Consider the following 16,138-nt stretch of genomic DNA (forward strand, 5'->3'; position numbering starts at 1 on the left):
CGGCCGTTAGCAACCCGGTCAGGAACAGCGAATCGGCCTCATCGACAGTCAGTCCCGTCAACGGGTCCGGAATCCACCGAGGAGCCGGTACCCGCCGTCATGACCGGATTCGCCGTACAGCGGCACGCCCGCCGCGCTCAGGGACTCCGTGTCACGGTAGACAGTGCGCACGGACACCTCCAGCACGTCGGCCAGCTCCTGTGCCGTCATCCGTTCCCGGTTCTGTAGCAGCAGCAGGATGGACACGAGTCGGCTTGCGCGCATGCAATCGAGTCTGCCGTGCTTCACTGACACAGAATGTCAGTGAAGCGGCGATAACGTTCGATGCATGGACATCGACATCGATATCTTGCAGTTCGTCGACCGCTATGTTGCGGTGTGGAACGAACCGGACCTGGTAGCGCGCCGTCGCCTCATCACTGGCCTGTGGGATGTGTACGGCGTGCAGACAAACGAGTCCGCGCGGTACCAGGGTCACGGCGCCCTCGAGGCGCGCATTTCCGAGGCGCACAACACGCTGGTGCGCGATGCGGCTAACGTCTTCTGGGCCGCGGGTGACGCGACCGGCCACCACGACATGGTCACCTCCACCACCCACATGGGCCCCGAAGTAGAAGGAGACATCGCCTGGACCGGCCGCGTCTTCGTCACCCTCGGTGAGAACGGGCTCATCCGCGCCGACCATCAATTCGCTGTGAACACCCCGATCGAGACGAGAACGGGCCCTCGCGCCACCGTGCAGGAGTTCCTTCGCCGGCTGGGCGAGGGCGACCCCCAACCGAATCGCCGAACTGTTCGCCGAACACGTCGAATGGCAATTGAACTGGCCGGTCGACGGCCGCCCGGCGGTGCCATGGATCCGGCCTCGCTCCACCCGCGCCGACGTCGCCGACCACTTCCGCGCAATAGCCGCCTTTCACATCCCTGAGGAAGCCGCGGGAAAAGCATCACAAGTCCTGGTCGACGGCCGGAACGCGGTCGTGTCGGCGATATTCGCCAGACGGTCAAATCCACAGGTCAGCCGTACACGGCTCTCTGCGCGCTCCACCTCACCGTCGCAGACGGACTGATCACCCGATACGCCGTGTACGAAGACAGCCTCGCCGTCACCGAAGCCCTCGCCGGCCAACCGATACACCGCTGAACAACCGGCCGACTCGAAGGTGCCGACGATCCGGGCCGGGTCCGATCATCGAGCCCGCGGCTTCCTCCGCCGCGCTCGGTGATCGAACTCCGGCTTCCGATAGCCGGGTGTGTCCATAAATTGATGCATTCTTGGACGCTCCTATCGGTAATCATCGCAGTTCATCGATGGTTACCGTTGGAAACTTAGTCCATTAATACTCCTTTATGGACATTGCCCTGGCATGCTCCAAGACGCGGTGTGGTCGGCTGCTGTAGTCGAGGAGGACCGCGGCGAGGGCGGCGAGGTTCACGCCGCGCGGCAGGCACCGAGGTTTCACCAGGCTCAAATGATGTGGAGCGCCGGCCGATAGAGGTCGAGCCATACGGCCAGGTCGAGTAATTGCTCCAGGGCCGCGCGGTCCGGTAGATCGAGATCGCCGGGTGCGCGGGCCACGACCTTGCGCGCCGCCGCGGCGTCGACGAGTTCGAGCACCGCATGATCGTCGGCGAGCAGGTCGGCGGCTCGGCGTTGCAGCGCTTCGGCGTAGGCGGCGTCCTGAGCGATCGGGTAGTGCGATTTGACCCGCTCGACCACCGAACGCGGTAGCAGGTCGGTGGTGGCTGCGCGCAACAGGCTCTTCTCCCGGCCGTCGTGGGATTGCAGCGACCAGGGGACGTTGTACAGGTAGTCGATGAGCCGGTGGTCGCAAAACGGGACACGCACTTCCAGCCCTACGGCCATGCTCATCCGGTCCTTGCGGTCGAGCATCGCCCGGAGGAACCGGGTGATGTGCAGATGGGAGAGTTGCCGCAGCCGGTTGTCGAGCGGACTCGCACCGGGCAGCGGCTCAACTCGCGCGACGGCCTCGCGGTATCGATCGCGCACGTAGTCGTCGAGTTCGAGGGCCCGCGTGAGGTCGGGGCGCAGCAGCCCGGCGCGCCGGGTGAGGGTATGTGGCATGGCCGCCATCCACGGAAAGGTTTCGCTGTCGCGGAGGACCGGATGGTGGAACCAGCGGTAGCCGGCAAAGATCTCGTCGGCGGATTCGCCGGAGAGCGCCACCGTCGAGTGGGCGCGCACGGCCCGCGACAGCAGATACAGCGAGGCGTCTGAATCGCCGAACCCCAGCGGGAAGTCGCGCGCGCGGACCACGGCCTCGCGGGTCTGCGGAGCCGTGAGTTCGGCGGGATCGAGCATGATGGCAGTGTGCCGTGCGCCGATATGGGCCGCGACCTGGTCGGCGAACGGCGAGTCGAGGGTTGCGCGCGCATTTCGCACCCGGTGAGTCCGTGCTGATGCGCGGGGCGGCGGGCAGTATCGGTATCGCGGCGGTGGAGCTCGCGGTGCGCGGCGGGGCGAGCACGGTCGCGGTCACGACCTCGTCGCCGGCCCGCGGCGACCGGCTCCGCGACCTCGGCGCGACACATGTCCTGGACCGGTCGGGGGGGAGGCGATCCGGCGGCGCCGCCGTCCTACGACGTGATCTTCGATATCGCCGGTGGGGCGGAGCTGCCCACGTTCCTCGACCGCCTCGCGCCGAACGGACGTTTCGTCCTGGCCGGCGTGGTGGCGGGTCTGCCGCCGGCGGATTTCGGCATGGGGCTCCTGGGGGCGTTCCAGCAGTCCCGCTCGTTCGCCACATTCAGCCTCGATACCGTCCCGGTGCCCACCAGGGACGCGGTCAGGGCCGACCAGTTCGCTGCCGCCGCCCGCGGCGAACTGCACGCCGTCGTGCACGAGATCCTGCCGTTGGAGCAAGCTTCCGAAGCCCATCGCCGGATGGATCTCGGCACGGTGTTCGGGCGGATCGTCCTCACTCCCTGAGTGGTGAATCGCACGCCGCGGCCCACCGCAGCCGGTCGGGGCCGCGTGACACGGCCCGGAGGTCGGATATCGGGATTTCAGCGCACCGAGGACTGCCCGCCGTCCACCGGGATCAGTTGACCGGTGATGAACCGAGAATCCGAGGAGGCGAGGAAGACCATAACGGGACCCAGGTCGGTGTCCGGGTCGCCGTACCGCCGGCCCAGCGCGATAGCGGCCTCGTTCTGCCAATAGTGCGCTTGTTGCTGGTCTTCGGTCATCCGGGCCTTTGCTTCCTCGTACATCGGTGTGGCGATGGCGGGCAGGATCGCGTTCACCCGGATACCGTCGGGCCCCCACGCGGCGGCGGCCGTGCGGGTCCACGAGTGCACCGCGCCCTTGGCTGCCGAATAGGCGGGGGCGATCGGTTCCGGTCGTAGACCGGAGATGGAACCGAAGTTGATGATCGACCCGCCGCGCCCGCCGGCTTTCATATGCCGGAAGGCCGCCTGGTTCGTGAGCATCGTGCCGCGCACAGTGACGGCGAACATCGAGTCCCAGTCCTCGGGCGAGATCTCGGCCGCCGAACCCGGCCGCTGAATCGCGGCCGGATGCGCCAGCACATCCAGTTTCGTGAGGCGCTCGACGGCCGCGTCGAACGCGCTCGTCACGCTCGTCGCGGCCGATACATCCACCGGCATCGCGGTGACCGACCCGCCCGCACCCGCGGTGGCGACGACGTGGTCGAGGCCGGCCGTATCGATATCCATGGCCACGACATCGGCGCCGGCCGCCGCGAACGCGCGCACCGACGCGGCGCCCATCCCGCGCGCGGCGCCGGTGACGATGATGGAGGTTCCCTGCAGATCCGCCATGATCGGCTCCTTCCGTGGTGTTTCGACGTGCTTACCCGGTCACATGCCGACGACGCCGCTGTCTCCCGCCGTCCAGGTGACGGTCTGGACGCGGTGTGCGATGCGCCAGCCGTCCCCGTGCTGTCGCAAGGTGTCGGTGTAGGTCCCGGCCACCACGAATTGCCTGCCGTCCCGCACGTGCTGCGCGTGGAAGTAGCACACGCTCGCCGGCTCGGCACCCGTCGCGGTGACGAGGATGCTGCCGATCAGGTGCTGGCTCGCTGTGAGCGGTGCGAGCGCCTCGGCGCATATCCGGCCGATCGCCTCCGGTCCGGTGACGGGGCCGATATGCGCGAACTCCATGGTGGCGTCCGGAGTGAACACCTCCGTGAGTTCGGACCACCGGCGCCCGTCGAGTGCGTGCGCGTATCGGCCGCACAGCTGGGCCACCATCGCGTACGGTTCCCCGGGCGCGCCCGGTTCTCCGGTCACGACCGGACGCTCTCGGCGACGGTCTCGGCGAAGGTGACCGCACCGAAATTCGCCACGATTTGCTCGATCTGCTCGGTGACCGGGCCGCAGACGATCATCGACTCGATGGTCACCAGTGCGACGAGTTCGGAGGTGACCTCGGGGTCCATGCCGTGCAGGTGCTCGAGCATGCCGGCCGCGTCGCGATAGTGCTCGTTGACGAACAGGGTGTCGCCGCTGCGGGAGACGGAGTACGTCATACCGAGGACGCCGCTCTCGGTTTCCGCCCGGGCCGTCAGCTTCTCCACCGCGGCCTGCAGCCGGGGCCGGTTCTCAGGCGCGAAACGCATGGTCACCAGGGCGCGGATCTGCGTCATATGGGCTCCTTCGTTGTGACTCGGGCCCAAGCTAGCCCATGAATCAAGTTCAGTTCAATGTTTTCGCCGATTTCTTACGACCGCTTGACGGATGTGACCTACACCATTAATTTGGTCGGGACCTGCTGAACAGAAGTCAGTTCAACTTTCGATAGCCGGCACGGGCGACAGGGCCGCCCGCAGGCACAGAGCGCCGGCAGGGCGCCGGAAAGGACACGCGGAGCATGACGACACTCGGTTACGACGCAGACCTGGGCTACGAGCCGGTCTTCCAACTGGAGGACGAAGCACTGAAGTGTCCGTACGAACACTTCCGCACCGCGCGCAGCAGCTGCCCGGTGAGCTTCAGCGGCGCACTCGGGTTCTGGGTCGTCAGCGACCACAAGCATGTGCTCGAGGTCTTGAAGGACACAGTCACGTTCTCGACCAAGGAGATGCTGGGTCCGCAGGTGGCGCGGGAATGGCAGATGCTGATCGACAAGGCCGCCGAATCACCGGAGGCGAAACAGATCATCGGTGCCGACTACGGTTCGAGCCCCCGCAAGACGTTGCTCTTCGCCGATCCGCCCGCCCACACCAAGCACCGCAAACTGATCACCAGCGCGTTGAGCCCCGCGGCGATCAAGTCGTGGGAGGAGCGCATCACCGAGACCGCCGGGCACTACGTCGACACCCTGGCCGAAAAATCGGCCGTCGAGTTCGTCACGGATTTCGCGACCCCGTACACGATGGCCGTGATCGCCGACATCCTCGGGCTCGATCGTGCGCTGGTACCCCGATTGCTCGGCTGGGCCGAGGGATTCAACTCCATGGTGGGCAACCCGAACCTCACCGAGTCCGAACTGGACGCTCTGGTGAACGTGCGGTTGAGCTTCGATATGTTCTTCGCGGAGTTGATCACCGAGCGCCGCGCGAACCCCGGTGCGGACCTGATCTCGCGCGTGGTGGTCATCAACGACGAGCTCGACGAGCCGCTGACCACCGATGAACTGCTGATGGTGCTGCAGCTGACCCTCGTCGGTGGCAGCGATACTTCCTCCACCGCACTGGCGAAGATGATCGAATACCTGGCCGCGCACCCCGCGCAGTGGGAGACGATGCGCGCCGACCCGAAGGCGATCCAGCCGTTCATGGACGAGCTGCTGCGCACCGAATCGCCCGTTCAGGGCATGTTCCGGGCGGTGACCCGCGATGTGGAACTCGACGGCCGGCAGATGAAGGCGGGGGACGTCGTGTGGGTGAGCCTCGGCTCGGCCAACCGCGATCCCGAGGTGTTCCCGCACCCGGACGACAAGGACGTCACCCGAAAGGGCACGGCCGGACGGTTCGTGGCGTTCGGCGGCGGTCCGCACGTATGCCCGGGCAGTCCGCTCACCCGGATGGAACTGCGCATCGTTCTGGAAAAGCTGACCGGCCGGTTCGCCGGGGTGGCGCTCGACGGCGCGGCGCCCCCCTCGAAGAAGAGCTTTCTGTTCTTCGGGCCGGCCCACCTGCCGGTCACTTTCCACAGCTGAACCCGTCGCGAGCAGGAGCACCATCGTGAAAGTCACGTTCATCATCGACGGATCCCCGACCACCCTGGACGCCGACGACGGTGACTCCGTGATGATGACGTCGGTCCAGAACGGTCTCGACGGCATCATCGGCGAGTGCGGCGGATCCCTGTCCTGCGCGACCTGCCACGTCTATGTGGACGCGACCTGGCGGGACCGGGTCGGCGAGGCCGGCGACGACGAGAACGAACTGCTGGAGGGCGCGGTATCGCCGCGCGGGCCGGGCAGCCGGCTCTCCTGCCAGATCGAGGTCTGCGCCGAACTGGACGGCCTCACCGTCGAGGTGCCGCCGGAACAATGACAACGGTGACAGGAACTCTCATCGTCGGGGGCGGGCAGGCCGGCGCCCAGATCGCCGCCGGCCTGCGCGACCACGGGTACGACCGGCCCGTCACCCTCGTCGGCAGCGAACACATTCCGCCATATCAGCGGCCACCGTTGTCGAAGGACTATCTACTCGGCAAACTCCCGGCCGCCAAGCTGGCACTGCGCAACGAGCAGTACTACGCCCGCAAGGATATCGACGTCGTCACCGGCACCTCGGTCACCGAGGCCGGCATCGGCGACGACGGGGGATGGGCCCGCACCGCGGACGGACGCCGGTTCACCTTCGAGTATTTGGCCCTGGCCACCGGCGCCCAGCCGCGCCGGCTGCCCGGCGACATGGGCTCGCCGGGCAACCTGCTGTACTTGAGGACCGTCGCGGACGCCGACCGGCTGCGCTCGCTGCTGGACACGGCGACCCGATTCGTGGTGATCGGCGGCGGTTTCATCGGATTGGAAGCCGCCGCAGTGCTGCGCGCCCACGGCAAACAGGTCACCGTCGTGGAAATGGCGGATCGGCTGCTGAACCGGGTCGCCGGGAGCGAACTCGGCGACTTCTACCTCGACGCGCATCGGCGCCGTGGCGTCGGGTTCCGGCTCGGCCGATCGGTGACCGCCTTGACGACCGGAGCGACGGGTGACGCGGTGGGGGTGGTCCTCGACGGGGGCGAAACCCTGGCCTGTGACGCGGTCGTCGCCGGCGTGGGAGTCGTCCGGGATCCCCGGCTGGCCGAGCAGCTCGGCCTGGCGTGGGACAACGGCGTGATCGTGGACCGGTACGCCCGCACGTCGCACCCGCGGGTGGTCGCGGCGGGTGACTGCGTCCTCGGCCCACATCCGGCGGCGACGGGCCGGATCCGGCTCGAATCCGTCCAGAACGCGGTCGCTCAGGCGAAAGTCGCCGCGGCGACGATCTGCGGACGCACCGAGCCCTACACGGCGGTGCCCTGGTTCTGGTCCAACCAGGGCACACTGCGCCTGCAGACCGCCGGACTGCACGCCGGCGCCACCCGCCGCATCCTGCGTGGCGATCCGCGTACGGAGAACTTCTCGGTGATCTATCTGCGCGAGAACACCCTGACGGCGGTCGAGGCGATGAACCGCCCCGCCGATTTCGCCACCGCCCGCACATTGCTCGCCGCGGGTGCCGAACTGGTCGGGCCGGCCACCGCCGTCGCCGATCCGGACATCCCCCTTGCCGATGCCCTGGCCGTACCGGCCACGACTACCTGAGAGAGAACGATGCTCGAGCGCACCTACACCAGCTTCTTCATCGACGGCGACTGGCAACCGGCCCGGTCCACCGAGCGCAACGAGGTGATCTCGCCGTCGACCGGGAGATCGATCGGGTCCGTCCCGAGCGCCGGCACGGCCGATATCGACGCGGCCGTCGACGCGGCGCGGCGCGCCTTCTACGAAACCGATTGGGCCGTCAGGCCGGTCGCCGAACGCGCGGAGATGTGCGAGGCCCTCGCCGCGCGCATCCACGCGCACAAGGACGATTTCGTGGAACTGCTCGTCGACGAGCTCGGCTGCACCAAGACTCTCGCCGAGGTCTACCAGGCGGTCGCGCCGGCTCTGCACTGGAACTACAATGCCGCCCTCGGCCGTGCATATCCGTTCACCGAAGTGCGTACCGCGGATCTGGGCCCCTTCGCCGGGGGCGCCGCCGGCGGCATGATCATGCCCTACAAGACGCAGAGCCTGGTCGTCGCGGAACCGGTCGGTGTGGTCGCCACCCTCGTCGCCTACAACTTCGCGCTGGCAGGCTCCGCGCAGAAGGTCGCACCGGCGATCGTGGCGGGGTGCACGGTGGTCATCAAGGTTCCCGAACCGAATCCGCTCGCGATCTTCGCGCTGGGGAACATGATCAGGGAGGCCGGGTTCCCGCCCGGTGTCATCAATATCGTGGCGGCCGGTCCGGCGGCGTCGGAATATCTGGTGCAGCATCCGGACGTGGATATGGTGAGTTTTACCGGCTCCACGGCGGTAGGCGCCCGAATCGGTGAATCCTGTGGCCGGCGCATCCGCCCCACGGTCCTGGAATTGGGCGGTAAGTCGGCGGCCATCGTCCTGCCCGATGCCGATCTGGCCACCACTGTGCCCGCCCTGCTGAACATCAGCGTCATTCCCAGTAGCGGCCAGAGTTGTGTATGCCAGAGCCGGTTCCTGCTGCCGCGCAGCCTGCACGACCGGATCGTCGCACAACTCGTCGAGCAGATGGCGGAGCTCGTGATCGGTGACCCGCACCGGGACGACACCGTCATCGGACCGCTCATCACCGAGCACCACCGCGAGCGGGTGCTCGGCATGATCGAGCGCGCGGTCGCGGCCGGCGCCGCCGTCGCCTTCGGCGGTGGTATCCCGGCCGACCGGCCCGAGGGCTGGTTCGTCGAGCCCACCCTGCTGACCGGGGTGACCTCCGATATGGAGATCGCGCAGGAGGAGGTCTTCGGGCCGGTCGTGGCCGTGATCGCCTACGACAGTGAGGACGAGGCCGTCCGCATCGCCAACGACAGTCGTTATGGATTGGCCGGGTGCGTTTTCACCGCGGATGTCGAGCACGGATTCGAGCTGGCCCGCCGTATCCGGGTCGGGACGTTCTCGGTCAACAGCTTCTCCGCCGATTTCAACTCTCCGTTCGGTGGCTTCAAGGATTCCGGGATCGGCCGCGAACATGGCCGCGCCGGCCTCGAGGGCTACCTCGTACCCAAAACCATCTCGGTCGATCCGAGCATCGAGATCCCCCGGTTGATCGTCGACACCGCGTCGGTGGTCAGCACCGCCCTCTAGATCCACCGCCGCGCGCCGGCGTCCACCCACCCGAAAGGCTCGACCATGGCTGTCATGTACTACTCCAAGAAGATCGACGTCGACGCCGATACCGGCTGGTCCGTCATCGAGAAATACACCCGCGCGGAATCCCACCTGTTCACCGCCGCCGCCGGCGCCCGGATGGAGACGGTGACCGAGGCGGCCCCCAACCGTCCGGCGGGGACCTACCGGGTGGTCACCGTCGCCGCGACCGGCGACGAGATCTACGAACTCGACGTGTCGGTGGACAACGAGCACCGCCGGCTGTCCTACACCGTCCCCGGGCTCTTCGGCGCCATCCACCACCACGCCTCGATGCAGGTGATCCCGATCGACGACAACACCAGCGAACTGATCTACATCACCGATGTCCTGCCGGACTCCTTCGCCGATCAGTTCGCCGAGTTCTACGAAGCCAACTTCAACGACCTGGCCGCGGCCGTCGAGAAGGGCTGACCACAGCGTTACTCCTACCGAGCCGGGGCGGCCGTCTCCTTCGTGGGGCGGTCGTCCCAATTGCCGCGCGACGGCACCGCGTCGTTCCACCGGGTCCGCCACATCACCCCATGACCCGGGCATGTTCTGGCCCCACTCGGTCACCCCGGGTGTCGGTGGGGCTCGGTAGCGTCTGGCTCGTGGAAACCGGTGAACGCATCCAAGAGCTCGCGGACCGTGTGGTGGCGCTGCGGGACGCCTATTACCGCGGCTCGCCGCTGGTCGCCGACGCGGAATACGACGCGATCGAGGACGAGCTACGGGGCCTGATCGAGGCGCACCCCGGCCTCGCACCCGATCCGAACCCTTTGGAGCAGGTCGGGGCGCCTGCCGTGTTGCACGCCCCGATCCGGCATTCGCGGCCGATGTTGTCGCTCGAGAAGGCGACCACCCCGGATCAGGTGACGGCGTTCTTCGATCGGTTTCCCGGGCAGTCGGTGGTGGTGATGCCGAAGCTCGACGGTTTGTCCCTGGCCCTGGTGTTCGAAAACGGGCGGTTGGTGCGTGCCGTGACCCGCGGTGACGGCACCACCGGTGATGACGTGACGGTACTGGTCCGCGCGTTGGTCGACGGGGTGCCCGACCGGATCGACGTCCCGGGGCGGGTGGAGGTGCGCGGTGAGGCGGTGATGTTGCGGTCGACCTTCCTCGCCTACAACACCGCGCACCCGGACAAGCCGCTGATCAATCCGCGCAATGCCGCGGCGGGCACACTGCGGGCGAAGGACCCGGCCACGGTCGCCGAGCGGCGGCTGCGGTTCTTCGGTTTCGATCTCGACACCTCCGCCGGCGGCGCCGCGGCCGACCTGGCCGAGGGGCTGCGGGCGCTGGGGATCGCGGGGGCGCAGATGCGGATGTGCGCCGACGCCGAGCAGGCGCAGGCGGCGATCACCGTGATCGAACAGGGCCGCAACGACCTGGACTACGACATCGACGGCGCGGTGCTGCGACTGGCCGACCGCGACGCCTACGCCGCGGCCGGAACCCGGTCCAACAGCCCGCGGGGCGCGCTCGCGTTCAAGTTCGCCGCCGAGGAGAAGACCACACTGCTCAACGAGGTGGTCTGGGACGTCGGTAAGACCGGCAAGATCGTTCCGGTCGCCTGGCTGGAGCCGGTGTTCGTGGGCGGCACCACGGTCACGAAGGCGACGCTGGCCAATCAGCAGGTGATCCGCGCCCGCGATATCAAGGTCGGGGACACCGTGCTGGTACGCCGGGCGGGCGATGTGATCCCGTTCGTGGCCGGTGTACTCGACGCCTCGAAACGCACCGGCGAGGAGCGTGAGATCGTGCCGCCCACCAGCTGTCCGTCGTGCGCGCAGCCGGTGACCGAGCAGGGCAACAGCCGGGAACTGTTCTGCACCAACGTCGCCTGTCCCGCGCAGACGGTACGCAGGCTCATCCACTGGGCGTCGCGGCCGGCCGCCGATATCGAGGCATTCGGCCAGGTGTGGATCGAGCGCTTGGCCGAGGCGGGCATCCTGGAGCGTCCTTCGGATTTCTACACGCTGACCACCGAGCGCCTGCTCGAGTTCGACCGTATCGGTGCGACCTCGGCCGCGCGCATGATCGATTCGGTCGACGCCGCCCGCCGGGTGGGCCTGCGCCGCGCGCTGATCGGCCTGGCGATCCCGATGGCCTCCGAAGGTACCGCCGCCCGCCTGGCCCGAGCGGGATTCCATTCCCTGGAAGAGGTCGCCGACGCGGGCGAGGAACGACTCGTGGCCGTGGAGGACATCGGCCCGAAGGTGGCGGCTTCCCTGGTCGAACACCTCACCCGCCTGCGTCCGGAACTGGAGCGGTTGCGCGCCGCGGGCGTGAATCTGGACGTGCTCGACGAGGATCTACCACCGGCCGTCGCGGCGGGTGCGCCGCTGGACGGCAAAACGGTGGTGATCACCGGCGCGATCAGCGACCCGCGCTCGGGGGAGAAGGTCGCCCGCCCGACGTTCCAACGCCTCTGCGAGAAGGCGGGGGCCACCGTGGCATCCTCGGTATCGGCGAATACCGACCTGCTCGTCACCGGTGCGGGGGTCGGCGAGAGCAAGCTGGCCAAGGCCGCGAAACTGGGGGTGGAGGTCGCCGACCAGGAGAAGATCTGGAACTTGCTCATCGCCGCGAACGTCATCTAGAGCTCGCCGGCCTATCGCGCGGAACCGGGGAGCCGCCGCACATCGGGCAGCGCCGGGGTCGCCGGTCCGGTCCCGTATCGCGTGACCGGCCGGTCACCGCGCGAGCGCCCGCGAGGTGGGCGTCGCGTGACCGGTGTAGTGGGCCACCGGTCCTTCGAAGAGCACCGTCCCGCCGTGTCTGCCCGCGCCTGGGCCGAGGTCGATCAGCCAGTCCGCGTGCCGGATCACCTCGAGATTGTGCTCGATGACGACTACCGTGTGGCCGGCGTCCACCAGGGCGTCCAACACCCGCAAGAGTGTCTCGATATCGGCCGGGTGCAGTCCGGTGGTCGGTTCGTCCAGCAGATAGACAGACGGTTCGGTGGCTTCCCGGAGTTCCCGGGCGATCTTGACCCGCTGGCATTCACCGCCGGACAATCCGCTCAGCGGCTCGCCCAGCCGTAGGTAGCCGAGGCCGACTTCGGCGAGTCGTTCCAGAGCCCGGGTGATCGCCGGCTCGGGCAGTCGTTCGAGGGCCTCGGCGACGGTGAGCTCGTCGATATCGGCGATGGACAGGCCGTCCACGGTGTGGGCGAGTGCCTCCGGGGTGAAGCGTCGCCCGTGGCAGGTGTCGCAGACGGTTTCCTGGCCGTCGAGAAACGCGAGATCGGTATAGATGACGCCGAGTCCGCCGCAGGCCGGGCAGCCACCCGCGGAGTTGGCGCTGAACAGTGCCGTGGGCACCCGGTTGCGCCGGGCGAACAGTTTTCGGATCGCGGGCGCGATACCGGTATAGGTGAGCGGAGTGGAGCGGCGCGTGGCGCTCACCTGCTTCTGGTCGAGCGCTATCGCTTCGTGCCGGGCGGCGAATTCGGCGGCCAGACTGGATTTCCCGGAGCCCGCGACCCCGGTGAGCACGGTCAGCACGCCGGTCGGGATATCGACGGTGACACCGCGCAGGTTGTTGCGGTACGCCTCGGCCACGGTGAGCTTGCCGGTCGCCTGCCGCGGGTCCCGGCGTGCGGTGTTGTGCTGCCGCGCCAGTGCCCGCGCGGTCGGTGTCTCGGCGGCGCGCAGGTCGGTGAACGTGCCCTGGAAAATCAGCCGGCCCCCTTCGGATCCGGCACCGGGACCGAGTTCCACGATCTGATCGGCGCACGCCATCACGGCGGGATCGTGTTCGACGACCAGCACGCTGTTACCGCTGTCGCGGAGCCGGGCGAGCAGCCGGGTCATCGATTCGACATCTGTGGGATGCAGACCGATGGTCGGTTCGTCGACCACATAGGTTATTTCGATGAGGCTGCAACCCAGATGTTTCACCGTTTTGATCCGTTGGGACTCGCCTCCGGACAGAGTCGTGGTGGCCCGGCCGAGGGTGAGGTAACCGAGGCCGATGGTGGTCATCGCGTCCAGCCGGGCGCGGAGCGCTTCGACCACCGGCGCGACCTGCGGCGCCCTGATGGTCGCGACGAGTCCGGCGAGCTCGCCGACCTCCATTCGGGCCAGTTCACCGATCGTGCGGTCCAGCACGGTCACGGCGCGTGACGCTTCGTTCAGCCGGTCACCGCGGCATTCGGGGCAGCATTCGGAGCGGGTGAACCGGCGGATCGTCTCCTGTTTGCGCTCGGACAGGTTGTCGGAGGTGTGCAGATGAATGCGTTCGAACCGCTCGACGAGTCCCTCGTAGTCCTTGGGCGGGCGGCGGCCGAGCCGGGCCGCGGCGGAGCCGCCGTACAGCAGCGCGTCGCGTTCGACCTCTTTCCAGCCCCGCAGTGGGGTATCCGGATCGAAGACGCCGATACCCGCGTACTGGTCGTACCAGTAGCCGCCGTGGCCGAATCCGGGCAGCAGAATCGCGCCGGCGGCGAGGCTTTTGTCCAGGTCGAGGAACCGTTCGGTCGCGCTCACCACGACCTCACCCAATCCGGCGCAGGCCCGGCACATACCCGCCGGCTCGTTGAAGGAGAAGTGGTCGGATTCCCCGACCCACGGTTCCCCGATCCGGGAGTACAGCAGGCGCAGATAGGTCCAGGTGTCGGTGATCGTGCCGACCGTCGAGCGGGCGTTGCCGCCGATGCGCCGCTGATCGATCACCACCACCGGTGACACCCCGTCGATCCGGTCGACGGGCGGCCGCGCCCACTTGGGCAACCGGTTGCGTACGAACGGCGGATAGGTCTCGTTGAGCTGATAGCCGGCCTCTGCCGCCACGGTGTCGAAAACCAGTGACGATTTACCGGAGCCGGAGCGGCCGACGAAGACGACCAGCCGGTGGCGGGGGATATCGAGGTCGAGACCGGCCAGGTTGTGGGTGCGCGCGCCGCGAATGGTGATGCTGCTCGTAGCCATGGATTCGACGCTATGGACAGATGTGGCCGGTTCCTGACCGCGATTCACGGAACAATCGGTCCGGTGGCGGATGTGACCGAACGAATGCTGGCGCTGTTGTCGACCCTGCAGACCGGGAGCGCCTACTCGGGTGAGGACCTGGCCCGCCGGCTCGGGAGCAGCCCCCGCACGCTGCGCCGGGATATCGAGCGGCTGCGCGGCTACGGCTATCCGGTCGAGACCCGTCCGGGCCCGGGCGGCTATTACCGGCTCCGGGCCGGGCGCACGATGCCACCCCTGCTCCTCGACGACGACGAGGCGATCGCCACCCTGCTCGGCCTGGCCGCGCTCGGCGCCACCGGTCCCGCGACCGCCGGCGGGCTCGACGCCGCCGCGACCCGCGCCTACGGCAAGATCGACCAGTTCCTGCCCGCCCGGCTGCGGCCCCGGGTGGCGGCGATCCGCGCCGGTCTGGACACGGGCCGGCGGGTCGCGCCCGGGGTGTCGCCGGAGCACCTCGCGATCCTGGCCGCCGCGAGCGCGGAGCGAGAGATCGTGACCTTCACCTACACCGACGTTCGTGGTGTGTCGGGCCCGCGGCGAGTCCATCCCTACCGGCAGATCCATCAGCACCTGCGCTGGTACCTGCTCGCCTGGGATACCGGTCGTGCGGATTGGCGGGTGTTCCGGGTGGACCGTGTCGGCGAGTTGCTGCGTACCGGTGCCCGGTACGAGCCGCGGCCGCTCCCGGCCGATTCCGCTGTCGACTACCTGCAGCGTGGCCTGGATGTCGGCAAGCAACGGGTCGATCTGCTGATCGCGGCCCCGCCGGAGCGGGTCGCGGATGTGCTGGCCTATCAGCACGCCGAGATCACCGCGCACGACGATCGGCACACCGCTGTCACGGTCCGGTTGGACACCTGGCAGTGGCTGGTCGGCGCACTCGCCTTCCTCGACACCGGTTTCAGCGTGACGGCGCCCGCCGGCTTCCTGGCCGGGTTCGAAACCTTCGCGCGGCGCCTGCTCACGGCGGTCGCCGACCGGCCGGGCACCCGGCTCGACCACCGGCTGCATCGGTCCGGCTGAGCGGTCACTCGCCGGAACGTAGCCGTTCGAGCCGAGGGCGGTGACAGCAGGATCCGTTCGACGAGCCGCTCGGCGGTCACGCCACGCGGATTCGCCGCTTCTGCTGGGCGGTGCGGACGGCGGTTCGTAACCGGGTGCAAGCTCGCTGGTCGGTTCGATCGATCTGCACACCACGCATGCCGACCGCTGTCGCGAAAGCCGACGCTGACGGCGGGTGGGGGCCGGGATATGCTGCCGTGCACGCGAGTTCACCGGTTCGGTGGACGAGCGGCACTGTCATGCGATCAACCGAGAGGATGTGGCCGGTAGCGTGAGTAGCTATCTGGTTGTCCAGCTGTACTGCACACCCGCGCAAGCCGCCTCCGTGCGCTCGGCCGCGGCCGGCGAACTGGTGAAGTTCCCCGAATTCGCCGAGGCGAGAACAGAACTGGCGCCGAAGACCGAGGGTGAGCACCGGATGCACCTGGAGTGGGCCGAGGAGCACCCCGGCCAGGATCCGGGAGACCGCACCTACTTCTCGCTCGAGATGACCTCCCCGGTCGATGCGCCGGAGTCCGTATTGCGGAAAGTGGAGGACCAGATCCTCGAGTGGATCGATACGACCTTCAACGACGAGGCGAACGATATCGCCGAGGTCCAGTGGGCGAGCTTCGCGGAGATCAGGCAGGACGCCTGACGGCTCCGCGCGCCGCCGCGGACGGGGGTTGTCGCGTCCGGTCCCGTCCGGCGGGGTGAGCAACCGCGACTCCGATCGCAAATCCCGCTGTTCGAGGAGGTCAGCCCTCACAATGTG

General features: G+C 68.1%; 15 protein-coding genes and 1 pseudogene. 10 read left to right on the forward strand and 6 right to left on the reverse strand.

Annotated elements, in window-relative coordinates; translation table 11 throughout:
* Positions 1 to 25: 25 nt before the first annotated feature.
* Positions 26 to 264 (reverse strand): annotated as a pseudogene (locus AB0H42_RS01010) (HTH domain-containing protein); the annotation flags it as partial.
* Between the two features lie 64 nt (positions 265 to 328).
* Here AB0H42_RS01010 and AB0H42_RS01015 point away from each other — a divergent pair.
* Positions 329 to 928, forward strand: coding sequence for a hypothetical protein (locus AB0H42_RS01015; protein ID WP_357047839.1), 600 nt, complete (start codon positions 329 to 331; stop codon positions 926 to 928).
* 540 nt (positions 929 to 1,468) lie between these two features.
* Here the strand turns inward: AB0H42_RS01015 and AB0H42_RS01020 are convergent.
* Positions 1,469 to 2,404: an asparagine synthase C-terminal domain-containing protein gene (locus AB0H42_RS01020; protein ID WP_357047842.1), complete on the reverse strand. Its 936-nt coding sequence runs from the start codon at positions 2,402 to 2,404 to the stop codon at positions 1,469 to 1,471.
* A gap of 147 nt (positions 2,405 to 2,551) precedes the next feature.
* Here AB0H42_RS01020 and AB0H42_RS01025 point away from each other — a divergent pair, with 147 nt between their 5' ends.
* The gene (locus tag AB0H42_RS01025) at positions 2,552 to 2,950 is read left to right on the forward strand and encodes a zinc-binding dehydrogenase (protein ID WP_357047845.1); all 399 of its coding nucleotides are present in this window, start codon (positions 2,552 to 2,554) and stop codon (positions 2,948 to 2,950) included.
* A gap of 77 nt (positions 2,951 to 3,027) precedes the next feature.
* Here AB0H42_RS01025 and AB0H42_RS01030 read toward each other — a convergent pair whose 3' ends face one another.
* From AB0H42_RS01030 to AB0H42_RS01040, 3 genes are read right to left on the reverse strand one after another with little or no spacing between them, the layout of a single operon-like run.
* Positions 3,028 to 3,804 carry an SDR family oxidoreductase gene (locus AB0H42_RS01030; protein ID WP_357047848.1) on the reverse strand — a complete coding sequence of 259 codons (777 nt, stop codon included), beginning with the start codon at positions 3,802 to 3,804 and terminating at the stop codon, positions 3,028 to 3,030.
* 39 nt (positions 3,805 to 3,843) lie between these two features.
* The gene (locus AB0H42_RS01035) at positions 3,844 to 4,275 is read right to left on the reverse strand and encodes a nuclear transport factor 2 family protein (protein ID WP_357047851.1); all 432 of its coding nucleotides are present in this window, start codon (positions 4,273 to 4,275) and stop codon (positions 3,844 to 3,846) included.
* Positions 4,272 to 4,631 carry an antibiotic biosynthesis monooxygenase gene (locus tag AB0H42_RS01040; protein ID WP_357047853.1) on the reverse strand — a complete coding sequence of 120 codons (360 nt, stop codon included), beginning with the start codon at positions 4,629 to 4,631 and terminating at the stop codon, positions 4,272 to 4,274. Before AB0H42_RS01040 ends, AB0H42_RS01035 begins: the two co-directional genes overlap by 4 nt.
* A gap of 224 nt (positions 4,632 to 4,855) precedes the next feature.
* Here AB0H42_RS01040 and AB0H42_RS01045 point away from each other — a divergent pair, with 224 nt between their 5' ends.
* From AB0H42_RS01045 to ligA, 6 genes are all read left to right on the forward strand, one after another.
* Complete coding sequence (locus tag AB0H42_RS01045) at positions 4,856 to 6,145, forward strand: cytochrome P450 (RefSeq protein WP_357047856.1); 1,290 nt, start codon at positions 4,856 to 4,858, stop codon at positions 6,143 to 6,145.
* A gap of 25 nt (positions 6,146 to 6,170) precedes the next feature.
* On the forward strand, positions 6,171 to 6,485 hold the full coding sequence (locus AB0H42_RS01050) for a 2Fe-2S iron-sulfur cluster-binding protein (protein WP_357047859.1): 315 nt from the start codon (positions 6,171 to 6,173) through the stop codon (positions 6,483 to 6,485).
* 5 nt (positions 6,486 to 6,490) lie between these two features.
* The gene (locus tag AB0H42_RS01055) at positions 6,491 to 7,741 is read left to right on the forward strand and encodes an FAD-dependent oxidoreductase (RefSeq protein ID WP_357047862.1); all 1,251 of its coding nucleotides are present in this window, start codon (positions 6,491 to 6,493) and stop codon (positions 7,739 to 7,741) included.
* A gap of 9 nt (positions 7,742 to 7,750) precedes the next feature.
* Positions 7,751 to 9,301 carry an aldehyde dehydrogenase family protein gene (locus AB0H42_RS01060; RefSeq protein ID WP_357047865.1) on the forward strand — a complete coding sequence of 517 codons (1,551 nt, stop codon included), beginning with the start codon at positions 7,751 to 7,753 and terminating at the stop codon, positions 9,299 to 9,301.
* Between the two features lie 45 nt (positions 9,302 to 9,346).
* The gene (locus AB0H42_RS01065) at positions 9,347 to 9,778 is read left to right on the forward strand and encodes a hypothetical protein (RefSeq protein WP_357047868.1); all 432 of its coding nucleotides are present in this window, start codon (positions 9,347 to 9,349) and stop codon (positions 9,776 to 9,778) included.
* 179 nt (positions 9,779 to 9,957) lie between these two features.
* The gene (gene ligA, locus AB0H42_RS01070) at positions 9,958 to 11,949 is read left to right on the forward strand and encodes an NAD-dependent DNA ligase LigA (protein WP_357047871.1); all 1,992 of its coding nucleotides are present in this window, start codon (positions 9,958 to 9,960) and stop codon (positions 11,947 to 11,949) included.
* A gap of 93 nt (positions 11,950 to 12,042) precedes the next feature.
* Here the strand turns inward: ligA and AB0H42_RS01075 are convergent, their stop codons facing one another.
* Positions 12,043 to 14,280, reverse strand: a complete 2,238-nt coding sequence (locus AB0H42_RS01075; RefSeq protein WP_357047874.1) for an excinuclease ABC subunit UvrA — start codon at positions 14,278 to 14,280, stop codon at positions 12,043 to 12,045.
* Between the two features lie 63 nt (positions 14,281 to 14,343).
* Here AB0H42_RS01075 and AB0H42_RS01080 point away from each other — a divergent pair, with 63 nt between their 5' ends.
* Entirely contained in the window at positions 14,344 to 15,345 is a 1,002-nt protein-coding gene (locus tag AB0H42_RS01080; protein WP_357047876.1) for a WYL domain-containing protein, read from the forward strand.
* A 310-nt stretch (positions 15,346 to 15,655) separates the two neighbouring features.
* A complete protein-coding gene (locus AB0H42_RS01085) occupies positions 15,656 to 16,021 on the forward strand; it encodes a hypothetical protein (protein WP_357047879.1) in 366 nt (121 codons plus the stop codon).
* The last annotated feature ends 117 nt before the right edge of the window (positions 16,022 to 16,138 follow it).

The organism is Nocardia sp. NPDC050799, assembly GCF_040654015.1.
Taxonomy (GTDB): Bacteria; Actinomycetota; Actinomycetes; order Mycobacteriales; family Mycobacteriaceae; genus Nocardia.